Genomic DNA, 22,389 nt, shown 5'->3' with positions numbered 1-22,389 from the left:
TGATGTAAATAAAAAATCATTGGACATCTTCCAGCGGAATACCAATAAGAGACTCTAATTGCAACTTTGAATTTTGTAAGTCAGTGGAGGCTTGAATTTTACTGATTTTCTTTTGACTTAAATTTGTATTACTTGTATTATACTTATCAAAAGATTCTTCTCCCTGCTTAAAACTTTCCTCTACTATACTGTGATTCATTTCGGCATCCTCAAGTGCTATAGAATGAATTTTAAAGATTTCTTGGAACATCAAATAGTCATTATACGCGGAAAGCACCTCTCTTCTCAGTTCAAGTTTTAAGGCGTTTACTTTACTTTCTGCCATTTCTACTCTTAACTGACTTTGTTTATTCTCAACTGGATTTGTAAAAAGTTGACCCAATGGTAATGCTAAGCTAAAGTTATATCTAGGAAAAAATTGAGATCTATTTGTGATATCTCTAGCTGGATCTATATTGAATTCATTGAGGTTTCCGGTCATTCTAAAGCCTTCTAACCAATATCTTTTAGAAATTTGCAAATCATACTTTGCCAGGTCAACGGATTTTTTGACTTCTTCATTAGCAGGATGGTTTTGCCAGGCTAATTGCACTAGCTTTTCTTCATAGCTTATATCTGAAATTCCTTCAGGCAATATTACTTTATTATAGTCGATTGATTGGGAAATAGCATTGAGACTTGTAAAGGCTATAATAAAAAGTGAAATTATAATTCTTAGCATACTAATCATCAGTTTAAGATTAAAGTTATTATAAAAGGAACAAACATTCTATTTTCTTGGGGGTTTTTGTTTCTCTTCATCTAAATCAGGCAATTTAACCATTAGGGCATAAGTGGCAATTACCAGTAAATTTACGGGCTTTTGAAATAATGCGTCTTGGGTGTAATGTGCAACTGTTAAACCTAGAAAAGGAATTACATACATTAAATTGTAAGTTCTTAAAGTTGGATTCTTAAGACGAAAGTGATTTGATATTCCCTTTATTACAATAGCACCATTTAGGCAAATCACCAAAAATGCACCAATCCAACCCATTTCAAGTGCAGTTCTTAAATATCCGCTATCCGGGTCATATCGACCTGCTAGAGGGTGTCCTCTAGAATATCTTAAACCAGCGTTTCCGGCAGTATTTATTCCACCGCCAATCGGATTTTTTTTTATATATTTTTGTAGACGAATTCTTTTTATGTCACGAACATTCATTGATGCATCCTCGGATAGGTTTAAGGTTGATCTCATTCGATTAATTGGTGCACTGTAAAATGGTCCTGTGATGAGAATCGTGACTACAATCACAATAAAAACACTGATGCCAAGTATCCGAGGATCACGCAGGTTCATGAAAATGAAAAGAAATACCCCGACTGCAACCATCGCGTATGCAGTCCTTGTTCCCGCAAAAGACATAGCAAAAAACATGAATAGGGTCATGCAAATTAAAACAACTTTTTTTGACTTTGAATAGGGTCCAAATGACATCATAAGAGCTGAAAGACCAGTAAACCCTAAAAATAGACCATAGGCTGATGGATCGGAAAGAAAGGAGAATTTTCTCATATGACCCCAAATAAAATACAAATCATAACGATTGGGAACGGCCCTTATCCATCTCCATTCGAAATCTCTAAGACCAACATACTCTTGAAAAACACCATAGGCAGCAACCATCATAGCTATTATCAACCATGCCCTGGTGAATATTTTTAGATCGCGAAGATTACTCAAAAAATGCAAAAAAATATAGAATAGTATGAAAGTTGTTAAAAAACGAGCGGAAGCTAGCCATGCAGAGATACTCACAGCATTAGGGTTTGCTATTTGTAAAATGAAGTAGGAGTAGAATATTAGCTGAATTATGACAATGGGTTCATTTAACTTCCATTGAAAACTTTCTTTTCCTTTCTGCTGAATTAATAATGCTATAAAAGTTAAAACAATCAGAACTTCAACAGCAATTCCAAACGGTATGTTAGCCATTAGTATCCTATCGATCAAGAATATAAATGAACTATATAGTAGTAGAATGTAAATACCTGCTTTATAATGCCAAAAAATACTGATTAGCACAAGAATTGAAGCGATGATACCCAAGACCAAAGCGGCCATCAAATAAGATGTTATGACCATCAAATATGGAATCAGTACAGCCGAAAAAACAAGGATAAGAATTTGAAATACTTGACTTTTCGATATATTTTTCTTCACTAAATTCATTCAATAAATGATATTTTAAGAAAAATCACTAAGTAAATAAATACGACATAAGCTACGCATATAAATATGATGAAATCTCTCTTTGTGAATCCTTTTCCATTTTTATTCATTGTCAGATTGATTTTTAATGATATCCAAAATCTGTAAAGTTCTATTGGTCCAATTATTTGATGCCACAAACTCCATTCTTTTATGAGCTGTGGCTAGGTTGTTTTCTTCTATGGCTTTTTGAATTTGAATTGTAAAATCATGCTCATTGTTACTTAAATATATAACATCTTTAAAGCTTTTAATATCTTCAGAGAAATTAGTTGTTATGACGGGTAGACCAGCCGCCAAATATTCATTAATTTTTAACGGATAAATACTTTTTGTTAATTCATTTTTAAGAAAGGGAATAATTGAACAATTCATTTTTCTGAGGTAGGGAACTAATTCTGCAGGTTTTTTTGGGCCTGTGAAAAATACATTAGTATGTTTTTTCAGATTCTGTATTTCAGGATTGTTGTCATTAATGGGACCGACCATTAACAATAGATATTCCGGATATTCATTAACAATTTTTAGTAATAACTTATAATTTAAACGATGACAAATGTTGCCCACATAGCCGATCACCACCTTATATTTATCTAAGGAAGTACCTAAATTCAATTCATTTTCTTCTTGATCAAAGGCCTTATTGAACAGCTTCACGTTTGCAGCATTAGCAACCAAATGCGTGTTTTGATTGTATTTACTTAATTTTTTCTTCAGATGAGAAGAGGTTACCAGCACCACATCTGAAGATTGAGCATATTTTTTTTCAAGATTAACGCCATGTTTTTTAATGTATTCAGACTGACTGATGTCATCCACAGATTGGTAAATAGAAAGCTTTGCAGGTCTAGATTTGGAGCTAAAAGTATAAAAGGGGTTAAATGAATTATAAATAATATAATCATCTAATTTTTCCTTTCGAATAACTCTTTCAACAGATTTTCTAAATAAGCTATTGTTAAATTTTGTAAAAATGCCATACAGTTTCCCTTTAGGCATCCAATTTATTGGTAGTACGGCATAAGGAGTAACTGCAATTAAATTATTTTTTATTTTGTAAGTACTATTTATTCCCAAAAATAGGGCTCCAAGCCTTTTGGACGTTTCCTTTTTATGTATTTTAAGTAAAATGTCTTTTAAGGTCAATGGATTTTCGATATAGTAAATTTTCTTTTGTTGATTTGACAATTCCTCAGCAATTGAAAATGCCGTAGAAGCATACTGCCCATCCCATCTAGCTAAGGCGATGTATATGATTTGAGAAAAGTCCATTTTACAAAAGTAATATTTATTGCAAAGATATCTTTGAGATGTACAAATTTAAACTGTAATTTTAATGAATTAAGATTATACTTTATGTCTTTGGAGTTTTATTCTACAATTTTTGATATTAATGAATTCATTTAAAAATCTTCCAGATTTCTTAATAATAGGGGCTGGTAAATCAGGAACAACCAGCGTAGATAATTATTTAAAACAACATCCTGAAATATTTATTAGTCCAGTGAAGGAGCCTAATTTTTTTGGATATGAATTAAATACCCCTAAAGATTTTGAAGGTAGTCCTCAATTGAATCACTATAATAGTTCGGTGACTAATATTGATGATTATCTAAAATTATTTCAAGGTGCTTCTGTTGGCCAGGTAAAAGGGGAGACTTCAAATACATATATGTACCATGAGCATGCAGCAAAAAGGATTAAACATTATGTGCCTCACGTAAAGTTGATCGCTATTTTACGTCAGCCAGCAGAAAGATTATATTCTAGATATTTGCATTTAGCAAGGGAAGACAAGTTGCCCTCCAAGGAATTTGCAGATTGCCTAGATAAAAATACAATTTGGTGGAAAAGGAATGATTTGATAAAGGAGGGTTTTTATGGAAAATATCTGGATGAATACTACAAGCTTTTTGACCATTCTCAAATAAAAGTATTCTTGTATGAGGAATTACGTGAGGATCCTGTAAAATTGCATCAAGAAATATTTCATTTTCTCGGAGTAAATGAGGACTTTGAAATAGATTTCTCCATAACGTACAATCAGTCTGGCTTTATCAAAAATCCAACTGTTGATAAATTGATAGGATCAAAAAGCCCTTTGGTCACGGGCCTGAAGAAGATAATTTCTGAAAAGAACCTTCAACGGCTTAAGGATAATAGATTTATATTTAAAAAGGTAAATGATTTAAGAAGTAAAAACCTGTCAAAGCCAAAGTTAGCCAAAGAACTGAAATCAAAAATCTCAAATGAAATATACAGACAGGATATTTTACTATTGCAAGCATTAATTGATAAGGACTTAAGTCATTGGCTTGATTAAATATTCAAATTTTTATGGTCAACGAAATTAAGAATCGCACCTGAGAGTTTTTGAGGTTGTTTCTGTAAATAGGCGATTGAGTCTTTATCTAATTGTTTAATAGTTTCCTGGGCTGAAAAAACGGGGATAATTTTATCAACGTACTTTACCAATTCCTTAGAATCTGAATAATCATTTAAAGCCGAACCTTCAAGCAAGATGTAATCGAATTTATTTGATAACCCTTGGATCAAACTCTTGAAATCCTTGTTAAAAAAGATTTCTTCTGGGGACTCAAAACCACCACCATTCCCGATGATATAAATATTCTTATGTTTGGTAGGTTGTACTAGTTCAACTTCACTGTGGGTTTGGCTTTCTTCCTCTTGTCCCTCATTGTATAATTTTAATTCGGTTCGATCTGTCTTCCCTTGATCCAGAAATTTGGGTTTTTTCTTGGCAGGGATTAGCCATTTTGATAAGGCATTGTTTTTAAAATTTGTATCAATTATCAAGACCCTTTTTTTAATCATACTTAATACAAAAGCAAGAGAAAAAATAACAAAAGTTTTCCCTACTCCAACTTTAGTACTGGTTATTAAGAAGGTTTTAGCATTATCGTTTTCAATTTCATATCTAATTTTTCTAAGGAAATGTTTGAACTGCTCTAGTTCTTCTTGCTCTTGTTTCTTTGTAAATAAATTAAGGTAGTTTAATTTTTTCGTATCGATTTTTACTAAGCTTCCGGACAGCCGCAGTCCTGTCAATCTTTCAAATTGAGCAGGAGTTTTTATACTTGTATCTATAATCTCAAGCAGAATAATCACGAATACGCAAAGTCCAAAAGTTGCAAAACCTGCTAAAATAATAATAATAAATCTTTTTGACGGCTCAGGGCTTGCTGGAGGAACAGCTTTATATACTTGCCTAATTGAACCTGCAGAGGCCATTAATTTGTTTTGAGCCTCATTGAATTTTTCTACTGCTGCTAAATATTCGTTTGATGCTACTTCGACATCTCTTTCTAATGTACTTAAGATTGCCTCATTATTGGCATAACTTGATAAGGATCCTCTTATACTATTGATTTTATAATTAATATCAGAAAGCCTTGATTCTTGGACTTGTAATTCAATCTCCGTACTTTTTATCAAATCTCTTATCTCCCCTGCGCTTAAGCCTTGTGTGCTTTGTGGCGAACTTCCTCTTTCCATTAAGCCTAACTCAACTTTATATTGTTGTCTCAACAAATTCAAGGAATCTAATAGCTGAGCATTATTTGAGCCGGAACTAATGAATTTTTCATTAAGGTTGTCAATTTTTTTCTTAATATTTAGAATGCGTTCGTTAGAATTTGAAGTGGAAATATTGCTATTCCCACTAGTTTTTTCAGAAAGCGTTGTTCGATAATCTTCAAGTTTTAATGTTAGACCGTAAATATTATTGTTAATCTGATCCCTTTGTGATTCCAGTTCATAAAGTTGAGAAGAGCGACTATCTCCATCAGTTCTACCTGTTAGTAAATTGTTATTCGATTTAAAGACTTTTAGTGCTTGGTTTTTAGCATCCAATTCATCCTTTTTTCTCTTCTTTAATTCTTCGAAGAAAGTAACAGATTCACTGCTCGATTCTCTTTTGGTTGTGGCATAGTATCTTAGAAATTCATCACAGTAAGTATTTACAGCTTCAGCAGATCTATCTGGATTTCCTGAGACAAATGACACTTGGATAAAATCTGTATTGGGCTGCCTTTTAATATCAAATCCGTTTCGAAAGAAATTAAATGTAAAACCATAGTCGTTTAAAATGTCTCGTAATAGTTTAGAATTCTCGTCTTCTATAGAAAATGATTCTTGTTTCCTAAGGTAGGATTGAAAAATCGATTCAGCCAGCAGTAATTCATCTTCCGTGAATTTTTCATCGGTTTTCCCAGATTCTAATTGCTTATTAATTCTATTGACGGTCATTTTGTAGGATACCATATTTAAAATAGTTCCAGATTTCATCACCGCTAATAAATTATTGAATTTTAAATCTACTTCTCTTAGATTGAATCGTTCATCTGTTACACTCACCCCTTCATTTGTAGTAAAACCAGTAGCAATCTGCGAATTGGATTTATAGGTAGGTTTTAAATTCATTGTCAAAAGGACAGCGACTGCTACAGAAATTATAGGAATTATAATGATTATCCATTTTTTTCTCCACAATGCGTACAAGAGGTATAAGATATCCATTTAGAGCTAATTTTTGATCCTCAATAAAGTAATTGTAAATATCGCAATAGTTCCGTAGAAAATTGCTGTGATTTTAATATAGTTAATCATTCTTCTATTTTACGTAATAGTTTCTTGAATATTTTGTCACTAAATATAAACCTTAAGTTAGGAGTAGTTACTGGTTCTTTTAAACATTCCAATTTCCGTCAGTAATACCGGGGTTTTAGCACCCCAAGTTTTAGAAGTTACTTTCTGTTCTATCCCACATTACTCTCCCATCAATGGATTAAATCTCATTGAATGAATTCCAAGATCATTCCAGTTTTGAAAAGGGATTTAGTGGTCAAGGAATTTATGAATGCCTTTAATGAAGTAAATTAATGAAAATAGCTCTCTGAGTCATAAAAAGATTATAGCATTTCCCTTAGCCTGAAAAAAACTGTTTGAGAGTCAACTATTAGATATATTACCTCAGTGCAATTAAATATTTTTTGATAACAAATCCTTATATGTGTTGTAAATATTTTGAGATGTTCTAATATAATTTTTTCTAATCAGAATGTTTTGCTAAGTTTATTTCTAAATCAACAACCATTTTAATTCACCTTTTTTGTAGTAGGGTGAATTAGCTTAATAAACTTATCAACTCATAATACGCTTAAGTGAAAATACTTGGAATTTCAGCTTTTTATCATGACTCAGCGGCTGCCATTATTGAGGATGGAAGAATAATTGCAGCAGCTCAGGAAGAGCGTTTTACACGAAAAAAGCATGACCCTTCATTTCCTTCCAATGCTGTATTGTATTGCTTGAAAGAGTGCGCTACCACGATTGAGCAATTAGATGCAATCGTTTTTTATGATAAGCCTTTTTTAAAATTTGAAAGGCTGTTGGAAACATATTATAGTTTTGCTCCAAAGGGAATCAAGTCTTTTATGATGGCCATTCCGGTCTGGTTAAAAGAGAAAATCTTTTTAAAGAAACTAATATTTGATGAGCTACAAAAAATCGACAAATTCGATAGGAAAAATATCAAACTACTTTTTCCTGAACATCATTTGTCTCATGCAGCAAGTGTTTTTTATCCATCTAATTTTAAGGAGGCAGCTATTTTAACTATTGACGGTGTAGGAGAGTGGGCCACAGCCTCTATTTGCCACGGAGTTGATAATGAAATCAGTGTTCTCAAAGAACTAAAATTTCCTCATTCTCTTGGATTATTATATTCTGCTTTTACTTTTTTTCTAGGGTTTAAGGTTAATTCAGGGGAGTACAAATTGATGGGATTGGCACCATATGGGAGAAAAGATCATGAGAAAATTAAAGAGTATGAAGATATTATCAAATCTAAATTGATTCAAATTTATGATGATGGTTCAATATGGTTAAACCAAAAGTATTTCAATTATTCCACTGGTTTAACAATGGTGAAGTCAAAAGAATGGGAAAATCTTTTTGATATGCCAAAGAGAAAATCGGAAGGAGAATTAGAGCAACGGCACTGTGATTTAGGTTTGGCAATTCAAAATGTTACAGAAGAAATTGTCATTAAAATGGCTCGTCATGCAAAGGATATCACCAATTGTGAATACTTATGTTTAGCAGGAGGAGTTGCACTTAATTGTGTGGCCAACGGAAAATTGCACAACGAAGATATTTTCAAGGATATTTTTATTCAACCTGCAGCAGGTGATGCAGGCGGGGCATTGGGGGCGGCTTTAATTGCTTATTATATTTATTATAAAAATAATCGGATTATTACTGATGATGTTGACCAACTTAATGGTTCATATTTGGGTCCATCATTTTTGGACCGGGATATTCAATTTGTGGCAAAAAAGTATAGTGCAAATTATTCCTTGATCAAAGATGATGATTATTTCTATTCCTTAGTGGCAGATTTGCTTGCTAAAGGATCTGTTGTTGGATGGTTTCAAGGGAGAATGGAGTTCGGACCTAGGGCATTAGGGGCAAGGAGTATTTTAGGAGATCCTAGGAATGAGGAAATGCAAAAGAAGCTTAATCTGAAAATTAAATATAGGGAATCTTTCAGGCCATTTGCGCCTTCAGTTTTAGAAGAAGATGCACTGGAGTTTTTTGAAAAAAATGTCATATCGCCCTATATGCTAGAAGTACAACCTATAAAGAAGTCGAGAAGAAAGAATTTACCTGATAATTACCTTTCACTGCCTTTACGTGATAAACTGTATTTTTTAAGGTCCGATATTCCGGCCATAACGCACGTTGATTTCACGGCTAGAATTCAAACAGTTTCTAAAAAAACTAATCCTGATTATTGGAATATAATTAATACTTTTAAATCTAAGACAGGATATGGAATGCTGGTGAATACAAGTTTTAATGTAAGAGGGGAACCTATAGTTTGTAATCCAGAAGACGCGTATCGGTGCTTTATGAGAACTGAAATGGATTATTTGGTGATGGGTAGGTTTGTGTTTGACAAAAGGCAACAGCCTGAGTGGAGCAGTACCGATAATTGGAAAACAGAATATGTTTTAGATTAAGTACACTTTTTTAGTATTTATTTGATATTAATAATTTTAAAGGAATGGAATTTTTAAAAGATTTATGGCAATTTGTCAGAGCCAGAAAAAAATGGTGGTTGGCACCTGTAATTATGCTCCTAATTTTGATTGGTGTAGTGTTGGTTTTAGGTGGTAGTTCCGCAATTGCTCCATTTATTTATACATTGTTTTAGCTTATGGAAGATGTTGGTAAGTATAGAAATGTCTTAATAATTACAGCCGGATTTTTGCTGTTCTACCTCTTTTTTGATGTAATGGTATTGCTGTATATTTCGGTTTCTATAGCGGTACTAGGTGGATTATCGCCTAAAGTAGCACAGGCTATAAACTGGCTATGGATGAAATTAGCTTTTTTACTAGGTTGGGTAAATACGAGGATATTATTAAGTATTATTTTTTACTTATTCTTGACACCAATAGCACTGGTTTCCAGGTTGTTTACAAAGGATCCATTGAGACTAAAAAAACCCAAAAGCTCAAATTTTGAGGTTAGAAATCATTTATATAATAAAGAGGAATTAGAAAATATTTGGTAATGATAGCCTTCATAAGACTACTTCGCCTCAAGCATTGGGTTAAAAACACATTTGTATTTTTACCAGTGTTTTTTGCGGGAGAGCTGTTTTCAAATGATAAATTTTATGAGTGTGTCGCTGGCTTTATTATTTTTTCTTTCTCAGCTAGTGCTATTTATGCTCTTAATGATATTTTTGATGTAGAGGAAGACCGTCAACATCCTGATAAAAGGAACAGGCCTATTGCCGCTGGGAAAATAAGCGTTAAATCAGCTATCTTAATTGCAGTTGTTTTATTTGTTATCTCTGTAGGAACAGCTTATTATTTGGATTTTTTCTTTTTCATTTGCATTGTTTTATACATAGCACTGAATCTAGCATATTCTTTCGGATTAAAGAACATAGCGATATTAGATCTTTTCATCGTTGCATTCGGATTTTTATTAAGAGTAATTGCAGGAGGCGAAATATCCGAAGTCCCAGTTTCCCATTGGCTGTTAATAATGGTTTTACTTTTGTCATTGTTTCTGGTTTTGGCCAAACGGAGGGATGATTTGATTTTAGTTGAAAATGGAACTAAAAATATTAGAAAAGCTTCCTCTGGTTATAATTTGGATTTCACTAATGCTTGTTTGACCCTTCTTTCCGCAGTTATGATCGTTTCCTATATAATGTACACTGTTTCTGATGAAGTGCAAGAAAGATATGATTCTAAGTACTTATTCTTAACATGCATTTTTGTAATCGCAGGTTTGATGCGATATCTTCAAATTACTATGGTTGAAAAGAAAAGTGGATCACCCGTTAAAATTTTGTACAAAGATGCATTTATTTTTGTAGTCCTTTTGGCGTGGGTATTGTCGTTTTATATCTTATTGTATGCCTAATACTGAAACAGACTCTGCGATAGCTTTTTTTGATTTTGATGGAACTATAACAACACGAGACAGCCTGTGGCTTTTTCTTAAATACTTTTCGGGAAATCTGATTTTTTATTTAAAGCTAATATCCTTAATTCCTACCTTAGGTTTATTTAAAGTAGGGGTGATCAACAGTAAAAATATGAAAGAGTCAGTTTTTAAGAAATTTCTCAAAAATTGTGATCTTGTTGTATTTGAACAGAAATGTGAATTATTTACTAAGGAAATCTTAGTGAATTATTTAAGATCAGAGGCCTTACGGAAAATCAAGTGGCATAGAGAGAGAGGTCATCAAGTAGTTGTAGTCTCTGCATCCCCTATGAACTGGCTTAAATATTGGTGCGAGGACATAAATATAGATTTAATAGGAACGAAGTTGGAGGTTTACGATAACAAGCTGTCAGGACAAATTGATGGTGAAAACTGTAAAGGGTTGCAAAAAGTTACCCAGATAAAACAAAAATATGATTTGAGTAAGTATAATATGGTTTATGCTTATGGTGACACAAATGGCGATAAGGAAATGTTAGAACTAGCTGATAAGGCTTTCTATAGGCGGTTTAATTAAAACTACAATTTCAAAAATATTTAAAAAACCGTATCTTTAGCTAGATACTTTGTAAGGTTTAAGAGCATCTTAAAATTATACTTATAACTTCCAATCACTATAGTTCGAAACTGTTTATATTTATTTATTAAGTTTATTTTTGTGAAATGCTATTTAACTCATTAGACTTTGCAATTTTTTTACCGATAGTTTTTATCCTTTATTGGTATTTAAATAATAGGGATGTAAAATATCAGAATCTGTTAATTGTTTTTGCTAGTTATGTTTTCTACGGATGGTGGGATTGGAGATTTTTGTTATTGATTGTAATTAGTACAATCATTGATTACACAGTTGGGAATAGATTAAGATCTGAAGAAGGAGAAGGCAAAAGGAAAGCCCTTTTATGGATAAGCATTTTAGCAAATCTTGGATTTTTAGGCTTTTTTAAATACTATAACTTTTTCCTTGATAATTTTGTTGAGGCGTTTTCATTTTTAGGAATGGAAATACAAGCTAATTCGTTAAATATTATTTTACCCGTTGGAATTAGTTTTTATACTTTCCAAACCTTAAGTTACACAATAGATGTTTACAGACGTAAATTAGAGCCGACAAAAGACTTTATAGCTTTTTCAGCCTTTGTTAGTTTTTTCCCGCAGTTAGTAGCAGGGCCCATTGAAAGGGCTACCCATTTGCTACCACAATTTTATAAAAAAAGAACTTTTGATTATCTACAATCTGTTGACGGTCTTCGTCAGATTCTGTGGGGTTTGTTTAAGAAAATAGTTATCGCAGACAACTGTGCAGAGTTTGCAAATATGATTTTTAATAATTCGGAAGCATATTCAGGTAGTACCTTAGTTTTAGGTGCTTTATTTTTTACATTTCAAATTTACGGTGATTTTTCAGGGTATTCTGATATCGCAATTGGTACCTCTCGTCTTTTTGGATTTGATTTAATGCGGAACTTCAATTTCCCTTACTTTTCAAGGGATATTGCTGAATTTTGGAGAAGGTGGCATATTTCATTATCGACCTGGTTTAGAGATTATTTATATATCCCACTAGGAGGAAGTAGAGGTGGGTTGATGATGAAAATTAGAAATACTTTCATCATTTTTATTGTGAGTGGGTTTTGGCATGGAGCAAATTGGACATTTATAATTTGGGGAACTTTGAATGCTATTTATTTTCTACCAGTTTTACTGACAGAGAACAATAGAAATAATATTGAAATAGTAGCAAAAGGTAAAGTTTTGCCTACACTTAAGGAATTTTTCCTTATGTTAATAACCTTTAGCTTGGTTGTTTTTGCATGGATATTTTTCAGAGCTAATAATGTTGAGCATGCGATAAGTTATATATCTGAAATTTTATCATTTTCATTTTTCACATTTCCAGACTTTGAGAACATTAATAGAGCCTCAATGGTGTTACTGTTGGTAGGTGTCTTTCTACTTTTTGAATGGCATGGTAGGGAATGGCAATTTGCTATCGCTAAATTAGGATTGACTTGGAAACGGCCAATAAGATATATTTTATACTATTCGCTTATTATTGCAATTTTATGGTTTGGGGGAAAGGAGCAAGAGTTTATTTATTTTCAATTTTGATCTATGAGGAGTACACAATTCTTATACAGGACAATACTTTTTCTGCTTCCATTAGTAGCTTACTTTATCATGAATATTTCAGTAAATCATTATCTGTATAGTAATCAGAAACTTCAATTAGATACTGCAAATATATTAGTAATTGGTGATTCCCATCCCACGAGAAGTATCAATCCAGATTTCCTGCAAAATGCCGTAAGTATATCGCAAACAGCTGAACCATATGTATTAACTTATTGGAAATTGGAGAAGGTACTGAAAACGACTAAGCCGAGTATAGTCGTAGTTGGTTTAGCCCCACACAATTTATCTCAATTTAATGATTTCAAATTTTCTGATAGTTTCTGGTCATTAGAGATGTTTAAAAGAAGTTATCCGATACAAAGATTTAAAGAGGTAGACCATCTTATAGAAATTGATTATAAAAAATACTGGGAGATTTATCTAAAAAACAATTCATTTTATCCAAAATTAGACCATAGCTATTACATTGGTGGATATTCAAATTCAGACTTAAAGAGTATTTCTGGTTGGAAAACAAGTATTAATCGTCATTATTATTTCGAAAGTGAACAACTTGATATTTCCACTGTCTCTATCAAATACTTGGATTCAATTATTGAATTATGTCAAAAGAATGATATAGAAGTATTTCTAGTAAGCTCCCCTGTCCGAAAGGAATATTATGATGGAATACCTGAAAGGATATTGATAGAATTTGATAAGCAAAAACTTAAGTATAGAAATAAGGCCTTTATTTTTGACAAGACTGATGATTTCTCATATCCAGATTCTTTATTTAGAAACTCTGATCATGTGAATAAGTTTGGAGCAGTTGTATTTACAAAAGAACTAAATCGATTTATCCAAAAAAATCAAAATTGAGATAAACTGCTAGTTTTTGCCTTTTATTATAACTTGCCGGGTTCTGAAAAATGCAACTTTATTATTCCTTAAAAAACAGTGGGACGATCTGTACCATTTGTTCAAGACCATTTTCCAAATTGCCTCTTAATTCAATTCCATCATATTCAATTTTAGAGCGACTTACCTGTAATTGTGTGAATTCAGAGAACAGTTCTGCCATTATTTTATTGGACTGAATGACTAATATGTCGGAGGGGATATTGGTCGTGGGGACTACTGCAAATGCTACTTTTAAATTTGAGTATCTGTTGAGTTTACCAGCTAAAAACCATAACTGTTCCTTTATAAGACTATTTTCTGATAGTGCTTTATTAAGGGATACTTCGATCCTGAAATCTGAGGGGATTCCATAATCTGAGCTTAAATTATCTTCATTTATATAAACTCTGTTCGCTTTCTGCTGTGCAGTGCTAATTTTAACAGTCTGATTCAATGCATTTTTTTCTTCAATTCTCACATATCTTGCCTCAAATATGTCACTCAACTCGCCACCTCTATTACTACTAAAAAAAGCAATACTATCTCCATATTCACTATAATAACCATCAAAGGCGGTCGAATTTATTTGATTGCCTAGGTTTTGGGGTTTGCTCCATACAGTCCAGCTATTATACAGCCTTTGAGCCATAAAAATATCCATATCGCCAAATCCGCCATGACCAGCACTGGCAAAGAATAAAGTTTTCTTGTCTGAAGATAGAAAGGGTGAAATCTCAGAATTCGAGGTGTTAATTGTCGTTCCTAAATTTACTGGCTCAGTCCAGCCCCCTTGATTGTCTTTTGTACTTACATACAAATCCTCTTTTCCAAAACTTCTAATAGTTTTCATTGAAAAAAGAATAACACTATAATCCGGACTAACATAAATTCCTTGGTAACCACTATTTGGAATTCCAGGAATTGCTAAGTCTTCTGGTTTTGTCCAGTAATTGCTGATTTTTTTTACAAAGCGAATACCTTTATCTGGATCTTTTGGGTTATTTTGATAAATAATTTTTTCATGTGGATTTATTCCTATGATGAAATTATTACGCTTATCATTCCAATCCTTCAAATCGTTGTTTGCGATAGCCCAATTTTGTGCTGTGTTACCAAATGTGCTTAACCAAATATCTGACCCACTATATTTACCACCTTTGTTTGATTCATGAAATACCCTCGCAAAGAAAAGGCTGTCGCCACTGGGACTAAGTAATGGAAGAATTTCCTCAGCTTCCGTGTTAATGTGCTCAGATAGTTTCTCAATTGATTTAAGCTGTTTTTGAGCGAAAACGTGCAGACTGAATAGATGAAAAATTAAAAAGCAAATTAGAAAAAGTCTTACCATGTATATGGAGTAGATGAATTTTTGTTATTAAATAGAAAGCTTAAGCTTACTTCGTGGACACCATTTGAGAACTCTTGAATAAATCCTGTATAGTAGTCATAAGAATAATGAAGGAAAAAATTTCCTGGGATATTGACCCCGAATAAACCTGCCCATTTTAATTGATGGTGCATACCCGTTCCAATGTACATTAAATCTTTATACTTTAATCTTAATGATGATTTATACTGTCCTCCAGTTGTAGCAAAATAATTAATTTCCACATTAGGTAAAAGGCTCAGTTCGGAATTTAAATTCCATTTATATCCGGCAATTAAGCTGAAATTTAGACCGTCATTCATATAAGAAGACATTTCATTTTCTTGAAAGCCGTGTGTGAACAATGAATTTGCTACAAAGCTTAAGTATAATTTATTGCTGTAATAAGCTAATGACAGATCCATTTGGATATTCGATTGTCTTCCTGCATTTGTATTAATCAGTCTTTGATATAATTCATCATTGGCTTTGTCACGGACATTTAAGTTGTTTAAACCAATACTGTTCTGCTGAAACTTTAACGCACTTCCGAAACTTAAATTAAATTTTTTACTGACCGGAAGATGATAGGCATAAAACCCTTTGATTTCTGTCCTATCTAAGGGGCCAAGCTGAATTGAATTTAGTTGCAGGCCTACACCTTGCTTTCTTCTAGCTAACTTTGAATTGTAAAACTCTTCTGCCTTTTCAGGATTACTGAGAGCAAATGAAGAGTTGTTAAGATTTTGTACTGAACCTTTTTTAATCGGGTAAAATAATCCTGCTTGAATATAGCCAGACTGATTTCCGTAACCATTTAGTGCCTGGCGATACATGATGTCAGCAGATAAGGTGTTTTGAATCCCTGCCATCGCTGGGCTTTGCCATTCGATTGCCTGAAATATCTGCGTGCGGGACAGTACGTCTTGTGACTGAACAGATTGTGTTGTTCCAAAACACACCATCAAAGGTATTATAATGGCTTTGATAATATTTGATTTATCTGAGGATAGTAACATTTCCTTCATATTTTCTTCTGCCATTATTTAATTTAATTAGATAGAAGTAAGTTCCTGCTGGAAGTTCTTTCTGATTATACGTTCCGTCCCATTGGCAATCAGTTGTAGTGCAGTGAAAAACTCTAACTCCTTGTGTATTAAACACTGAAATATTGACTTGTTCAAATGCATCCAAGTTTGTAAAATCCCAGGTGTCATTTACATCGTCATTATTTGGGGTGAAAGCATTTACAAAATCCAGTTCAGGGAGCACATTTGACAACTGAACCTCTCTTGAAATTTGAAGACTTCTATCCTTTCCATCACTAATACTAAAGCTTATACTTTTTGGCGAAATATCATTCGATAATGAATTAATATTTTGATATGCAATCGACCTTAAAACCAAATCATAATCCGATTTAGTTGCATTACCAGTAATTAATAATAGACCTGAACTTTGATTAAATTCAAATGCTAATTCATTATTGTTTACGGCTTCATTGATGAGTCTATCTTCCGATGAATTATAATTCTCTGTAATTTGAACCCATGCGGAATCCATCATCAAATCATCAATATCCGAGACGGTCATGCTTTCCGTAACTGAAATTGGGTTTGAACCTTGGATGAATTCTAATGTTGTGTTCTCAATATTTGATAATATAGGTTTGTCATTTACAGTATCAACTTCCACTACTATATTGGCTAACTCTGATTGAACGAAACCATCACTTGCCGACCATTGCAAATTAATAGTTCCGAAAAAATCCTGTGGAGGGATAAATTGTAAATCAATGTCCTGGTCAAAACTAATGAATTCCCCAGTGGATACGTCTGAATCATTTAATTGAATCCTTCCTCTAGTGAAAAATAGCTGAATTGCATTGATATTATCTCCTTCTGGATCATTGAAGTTTACTGTAAAATCAGAAGTTGAAAACTGATAAGGAACATCCTCATTTGTTTGAATAACAAAATCAGAAATTACTGGCGGGTCATTTATCTTAAGAAGATATGATTGAATATTGCTTGCGTTTTCCAAATCCGATACCGTTATAGAAATATTTTCACTGGTGGCATCTTCAGGGACTAGTCCCTCTAGAGTTGCAGTCAGATTTCCATTCTTTGTCAAACTTAGCCAGTCTGGGCCACTCGTTAAAGTAAATGTTAAATCGTCATCTGGATCGGCATCTGTAGCTGCAATATTATATTGATAGAATTCATTTGGTAAGGTTCTTTCAACGGGAGTAGATGTTATTTCCGGAGAATCGTTTACTGGGAGAACTTCGATTTGAAAGTAGATTTCTCTGAAATTAATAGAACTAGGGCCATCGTCTTCTACTCTAATCTTAACTTGAGCAATGCCAAAAGAGTCAGAGCGAATTTGATAATTTAAAACTGCTTCCTTATTGGGAGATGCATATTCAATATTAAATTCAGTAAAAAGATTAGGAGAATCTGTCGATAGTTCCATAGTAATTTCTTGATTGTTTTCGCCACCATCTGAAATCCCCGTCAAATTAACAGTAAATACTTCTTCAGTATCTTCTGAGATAGGTGCTGGATTTTCAATTGAATCTATGGTGGGCGGGAAGTTTTCTAATTGAACATTTATTTGAAAGGATTGCATATCAACTTCACCACTCATGTCAGTAGCATTTATTTGTACCTCGTAAGGGCTATTTTCTACGTCTTCAAATTTAGGAGTTCCACTTAGTAAATTTTCATCGTCAAAATTAAGCCAACTCGGTTTCGTAAGAATTGAGATTTCTACATCATCATTTAGATCAATATCTTCGGTTTCAATTCGGTATTCATAAAGCTGATTTTGAACTGCAGTGGTATCTGGTGTAGAAATTATTACTGGGGCATCATTCACATTGGCGACTTCAATACTAAAATTTTGAGTGACTTTTAAACCAAAAAAATCTTCAACTTCTAAAGCCACATTATGCGCCCCGACTTCACTATTGCTTGGCAATCCCGATATTGCCAAAGAATCTTCGTTGAATTCAAGCCATTCAGGCAAGTTCAAAGCGATTACTTTCAAAGAATCATCTTCAGGATCTTGGACTTCTATTTTATATTCGTATCTGATGTCCTCGGTTGCAACTGTAATAGGTTCTGAAATGAATAGAGGAGCGGTGTTAGGAAAATCTATATTTATGGTGAAGTTCTGGTAGGCGGTATCTTCTCGTAGATCGACTGCAATTAGTTTTACTTCTTGTGAGCTGTTTCGGTCGCTGTTAGTTGGTGTGCCTTTCAATGTGGCATTTCCTTGTGGCATTGATTCAGTTGAAAAAACTAACCAAGAAGGCTTTTTTATTGCGTAGATAGAAACTTCATCATTTTGATCTATGTCTAGTGTTGTAATATTGTACGAATATGCATTTTCTACCTCTACTTCAGTTAACGGAGAGCTTGTGAAAACGGGAAGATCGTTCACGTCAACAATTTCGATATCGAAAAACTGATTGGCAGAATTTCCATTGTCATCACTAACACCAATTGCAATTCCGTAGGTCCCAACTAAATTATTGTTGCTTGATCCAGATAAAACAGCTGTCCCATCTCCATTATCAGTTAAAGTTAGCCAAGATGGTAATGAAATAATATTTGTTATCGATAACTCATCATCTTGATCGTAATCTTCTGCAGTAATTAGATATTGATAGTCTTGATCCTGTAATACTTCAACAATTGGTTCACTTGTTATAAATGGAGCATCTTGTACTGCAGTGACCGACATTTCAAAACTGCTTTCTATAAATAACCCATTAGTATCTGTACATCTCACTGTTATGTTACTGATACCATTTTGATTTGATTTAAAATGTAATTCTACAAGATTGTCTATCAATTCTATCTTAGAAAATAAGGATGGATTAGAGTTATTAACAACAGAAAATGTTAAATCGGAATCTTCATCTTCCACATCATTGAAATAATTTAACAAATCTAATTGAATCGGATTACTGTCTTCCGCAACTTCCTGATTCGGGATATTGCTAGTGGTTGGTGCATTATTGATTACGAGCTCAGATACTAATTGTCCTTGATAATTATCTTCTGTTATAGTTACCTCTACTGTATAAACGCCAGCGCTGAAAGGTGGGCTAGTGCTTCCATTATAAGTAATACTAAAGTTTAGATTATCAGGCTGTGTAATAACTGATACTTCTTTTGGGCTCCCATCAAAATTTTGAAGAGTATTAATGATTTGAATTGAAGCAACAGCCTTAGTCACTTCAAACCCTTGGCTCACCGTTGTAGCGGGGTTAAAATTAGCATCACCACTTTGATTGGCCTGAATGGAAACCAAACCTGTCCCAGTGATGGTGACCGTATTCCCAGAAAGGCTAGCATTTCCAGAAGCCACCGAAAAGCTAATAGGCAGTCCGCTGTTACTGCTGGCGGAAAGAGTAAAATCAGCATCACCGTAAACCTTGTCAGCGATGGGGTCGAAAGTAATAGTTTGATCAGCCTTGGCAATTGTTAAAGTTCCTGGCGTATAATCGAAATCATAGTTACTGGAGACTCCCCCAGATAAAGTGATGGGATAGTCTCCCGCATCACTGCTAGCGTTGGCAGCGGTAGTGGCCGTAGGAGCAGTGATTAAATCGGAGGCATCTTCGCTATTGACAAAGCCAGAGTAGGAGAAACTAAGTGTTGGAATAGCATCACCATACACAATGTTTTGGTCATCGGCAGTTAGCGATAGCAAAGCCTTAGTCACTTCAAACCCTTGGCTCACCGTTGTAGCGGGGTTAAAATTAGCATCACCACTTTGATTGGCCTGAATGGAAACCAAACCTGTTCCAGTGATGGTGACCGTATTCCCAGAAAGGCTAGCATTTCCAGAAGCCACCGAAAAGCTAATAGGCAGTCCGCTGTTACTGCTGGCGGAAAGAGTAAAATCAGCATCACCGTAAACCTTGTCAGCGATGGGGTCGAAAGTAATAGTTTGATCAGCCTTGGCAATGGTTAAAGTTCCTGGCGTATAATCGAAATCATAATTACTGGAGACTCCCCCAGATAAAGTGATGGGATAGTCTCCCGCATTACTGCTAGCGTTGGCAGCGGTAGTGGCCGTAGGAGCAGTGATTAAATCTGAGGCATCTTCACTATTGACAAAGCCAGAGTAAGAGAAGCTAAGTGTTGGAATAGCATCACCATACACAATGTTTTGGTCATCAGCAGTTAGCGATAGCAAAGCCTTAGTCACTTCAAACCCTTGACTCACCGTTGTAGCGGGGTTAAAATTAGCATCACCACTTTGATTGGCCTGAATGGAAACCAAACCTGTTCCCGTGATGGTGACCGTATTCCCAGAAAGGCTAGCATTTCCAGAAGCCACCGAGAAGCTAATAGGCAGTCCGCTGTCACTACTGGCGGAAAGTGTAAAATCAGCATCACCGTAAACCTTGTCAGCGATGGGGTCGAAAGTAATAGTTTGATCAGCCTTGGCAATGGTTAAAGTTCCTGGCGTATAATCGAAATCATAGTTACTGGAGACTCCCCCAGATAAAGTGATGGGATAGTCTCCCGCATCACTGCTAGCGTTGGCAGCGGTAGTGGCCGTAGGAGCAGTGATTAAATCGGAGGCATCTTCGCTATTGACAAAGCCAGAGTAGGAGAAGCTAAGTGTTGGAATGGCATCACCATATACAATGTTTTGGTCATCAGCAGTTAGCGATAGCAAAGCCTTAGTCACTTCAAACCCTTGGCTCACCGTTGTAGCGGGGTTAAAATTAGCATCACCACTTTGATTGGCCTGAATGGAAACCAAACCTGTTCCCGTGATGGTGACCGTATTCCCAGAAAGGCTAGCATTTCCAGAAGCCACCGAGAAGCTAATAGGCAGTCCGCTGTCACTGCTGGCGGAAAGTGTAAAATCAGCATCACCGTAAACCTTGTCAGCGATGGGGTCGAAAGTAATAGTTTGATCAGCCTTGGCAATGGTTAAAGTTCCTGGCGTATAATCGAAATCATAGTTACTGGAGACTCCCCCAGATAAAGTGATGGGATAGTCTCCTGCATTACTGCTAGCGTTGGCAGCGGTAGTGGCCGTAGGAGCAGTGATTAAATCTGAGGCATCTTCGCTATTGACAAAGCCAGAGTAAGAGAAGCTAAGTGTTGGAATAGCATCACCATACACAATGTTTTGGTCATCGGCAGTTAGCGATAGCAAAGCCTTAGTCACTTCAAACCCTTGGCTCACCGTTGTAGCGGGGTTAAAATTAGCATCACCACTTTGATTGGCCTGAATGGAAACCAAACCTGTTCCCGTGATGGTGACCGTATTCCCAGAAAGGCTAGCATTTCCAGAAGCCACCGAAAAGCTAATAGGCAGTCCGCTGTTACTGCTGGCGGAAAGAGTAAAATCAGCATCACCGTAAACCTTGTCAGCGATGGGGTCGAAAGTAATAGTTTGATCAGCCTTGGCAATGGTTAAAGTTCCTGGCGTATAATCGAAATCATAGTTACTGGAGACTCCCCCAGATAAAGTGATGGGATAGTCTCCCGCATTACTGCTAGCGTTGGCAGCGGTAGTGGCCGTAGGAGCAGTGATTAAATCTGAGGCATCTTCACTATTGACAAAGCCAGAGTAGGAGAAGCTAAGTGTTGGAATGGCATCACCATACACAATGTTTTGGTCATCAGCAGTTACCGAAAGTGTAGCTTTACTTACTTCAATTGTAAAGCTTTGTGTATTATTGTTAGCAGGGGTAACTGTTTCGTAAACTTCTAAAACTAGAGAGAAATCACCTGTTTCTGTAGGAGTTCCCTCAATTGAATACTCCCCAGCATTTTCAACTAATGTCACACCGTTTGGTAAACTACCTGACTGTATAATTACTTCTAAATCAGCTCCTTCAGCATCAAAAACTACAATTTCATAGTTATAAATACTTCCGTACGTAGATTCAGTTACGGCTGTGCTTTGGATTTCTGGGTCTGTTTGACCTGCAGCAAAGTTTATATTTAAAAAGGCGAATACGAGTACTATTATTAGAAAGTGGCATTGCCTAAAAATCCTGACTGAGAACATGAGAAAACATTACAATATCGAGTCGGAAAAATACAAAATATTAATTGTATTATTTTATATTGCGGTCATTTATCGATGAAAATATTACATTGCACTATGAATGTATGAGATATATTCTCCAGAACTGAAAAAAGCCAAAACGAGA

The 22,389-nt window shown here is 34.6% G+C and carries 15 protein-coding genes; 8 read left to right on the top strand and 7 right to left on the bottom strand.

All coding sequences use genetic code 11. From position 1 onward, the window contains the following. Positions 1–16: 16 nt before the first annotated feature. The 3 genes from Q3Y49_RS03480 to Q3Y49_RS03470 form a co-directional block, all read right to left on the bottom strand. Positions 17–721, bottom strand: a complete 705-nt coding sequence (locus Q3Y49_RS03480) for a TolC family protein (protein WP_303270855.1) — start codon at positions 719–721, stop codon at positions 17–19. 48 nt (positions 722–769) lie between these two features. Next, a complete protein-coding gene (locus Q3Y49_RS03475; protein ID WP_303270854.1) occupies positions 770–2,215 on the bottom strand; it encodes an O-antigen ligase family protein in 1,446 nt (481 codons plus the stop codon). Between the two features lie 102 nt (positions 2,216–2,317). Beyond that, positions 2,318–3,526, bottom strand: coding sequence for a glycosyltransferase (locus tag Q3Y49_RS03470; RefSeq protein WP_303270853.1), 1,209 nt, complete (start codon positions 3,524–3,526; stop codon positions 2,318–2,320). A gap of 121 nt (positions 3,527–3,647) precedes the next feature. Between Q3Y49_RS03470 and Q3Y49_RS03465 the strand changes: the two genes are divergently transcribed. Next, a complete protein-coding gene (locus tag Q3Y49_RS03465; RefSeq protein WP_303270852.1) occupies positions 3,648–4,577 on the top strand; it encodes a sulfotransferase family protein in 930 nt (309 codons plus the stop codon). Here the strand turns inward: Q3Y49_RS03465 and Q3Y49_RS03460 are convergent. Next, positions 4,574–6,793, bottom strand: coding sequence for an exopolysaccharide transport family protein (locus Q3Y49_RS03460; protein ID WP_303270851.1), 2,220 nt, complete (start codon positions 6,791–6,793; stop codon positions 4,574–4,576). The genes Q3Y49_RS03465 and Q3Y49_RS03460 overlap by 4 nt on opposite strands. Before the next feature lie 644 nt (positions 6,794–7,437). Here Q3Y49_RS03460 and Q3Y49_RS03455 point away from each other — a divergent pair. The 7 genes from Q3Y49_RS03455 to Q3Y49_RS03430 all read left to right on the top strand — a co-directional run bounded on the left by Q3Y49_RS03455 (position 7,438) and on the right by Q3Y49_RS03430 (position 13,804). Further along, positions 7,438–9,300, top strand: a complete 1,863-nt coding sequence (locus tag Q3Y49_RS03455) for a carbamoyltransferase family protein (protein ID WP_303270850.1) — start codon at positions 7,438–7,440, stop codon at positions 9,298–9,300. A gap of 44 nt (positions 9,301–9,344) precedes the next feature. Beyond that, on the top strand, positions 9,345–9,494 hold the full coding sequence (locus tag Q3Y49_RS03450; protein WP_303270849.1) for a DUF5989 family protein: 150 nt from the start codon (positions 9,345–9,347) through the stop codon (positions 9,492–9,494). A 3-nt stretch (positions 9,495–9,497) separates the two neighbouring features. Then, the gene (locus Q3Y49_RS18710; protein ID WP_367892471.1) at positions 9,498–9,857 is read left to right on the top strand and encodes an SxtJ family membrane protein; all 360 of its coding nucleotides are present in this window, start codon (positions 9,498–9,500) and stop codon (positions 9,855–9,857) included. Next, positions 9,857–10,723, top strand: a complete 867-nt coding sequence (locus Q3Y49_RS03445; RefSeq protein WP_303270848.1) for a decaprenyl-phosphate phosphoribosyltransferase — start codon at positions 9,857–9,859, stop codon at positions 10,721–10,723. The genes Q3Y49_RS18710 and Q3Y49_RS03445 overlap by 1 nt, the downstream gene beginning before the upstream one ends. Further along, positions 10,716–11,324, top strand: coding sequence for an HAD-IB family hydrolase (locus tag Q3Y49_RS03440; protein ID WP_303270846.1), 609 nt, complete (start codon positions 10,716–10,718; stop codon positions 11,322–11,324). The genes Q3Y49_RS03445 and Q3Y49_RS03440 overlap by 8 nt, the downstream gene beginning before the upstream one ends. 146 nt (positions 11,325–11,470) lie before the next feature. After that, positions 11,471–12,919: an MBOAT family O-acyltransferase gene (locus Q3Y49_RS03435; protein WP_303270844.1), complete on the top strand. Its 1,449-nt coding sequence runs from the start codon at positions 11,471–11,473 to the stop codon at positions 12,917–12,919. Positions 12,920–12,922: 3 nt separating this feature from the next. Further along, on the top strand, positions 12,923–13,804 hold the full coding sequence (locus tag Q3Y49_RS03430) for a hypothetical protein (protein ID WP_303270843.1): 882 nt from the start codon (positions 12,923–12,925) through the stop codon (positions 13,802–13,804). Between the two features lie 61 nt (positions 13,805–13,865). On the opposite strand, the gene Q3Y49_RS03425 is transcribed toward Q3Y49_RS03430, so the two are convergent. The 3 genes from Q3Y49_RS03425 to Q3Y49_RS03415 are packed head-to-tail and all read right to left on the bottom strand — an operon-like array spanning position 13,866 to position 22,244. Further along, on the bottom strand, positions 13,866–15,173 hold the full coding sequence (locus tag Q3Y49_RS03425) for a hypothetical protein (RefSeq protein WP_303270842.1): 1,308 nt from the start codon (positions 15,171–15,173) through the stop codon (positions 13,866–13,868). Then, complete coding sequence (locus tag Q3Y49_RS03420) at positions 15,167–16,234, bottom strand: PorP/SprF family type IX secretion system membrane protein (RefSeq protein ID WP_303270841.1); 1,068 nt, start codon at positions 16,232–16,234, stop codon at positions 15,167–15,169. The genes Q3Y49_RS03425 and Q3Y49_RS03420 overlap by 7 nt, the downstream gene beginning before the upstream one ends. Then, positions 16,191–22,244 carry an MBG domain-containing protein gene (locus Q3Y49_RS03415; RefSeq protein WP_303270840.1) on the bottom strand — a complete coding sequence of 2,018 codons (6,054 nt, stop codon included), beginning with the start codon at positions 22,242–22,244 and terminating at the stop codon, positions 16,191–16,193. Before Q3Y49_RS03415 ends, Q3Y49_RS03420 begins: the two co-directional genes overlap by 44 nt. Positions 22,245–22,389: the final 145 nt, after the last annotated feature.

Source organism: Marivirga harenae (genome assembly GCF_030534335.1).
Taxonomy (GTDB): Bacteria; Bacteroidota; Bacteroidia; order Cytophagales; family Cyclobacteriaceae; genus Marivirga; species Marivirga harenae.
This window is presented reverse-complemented; position numbering and strand designations above follow the sequence as displayed.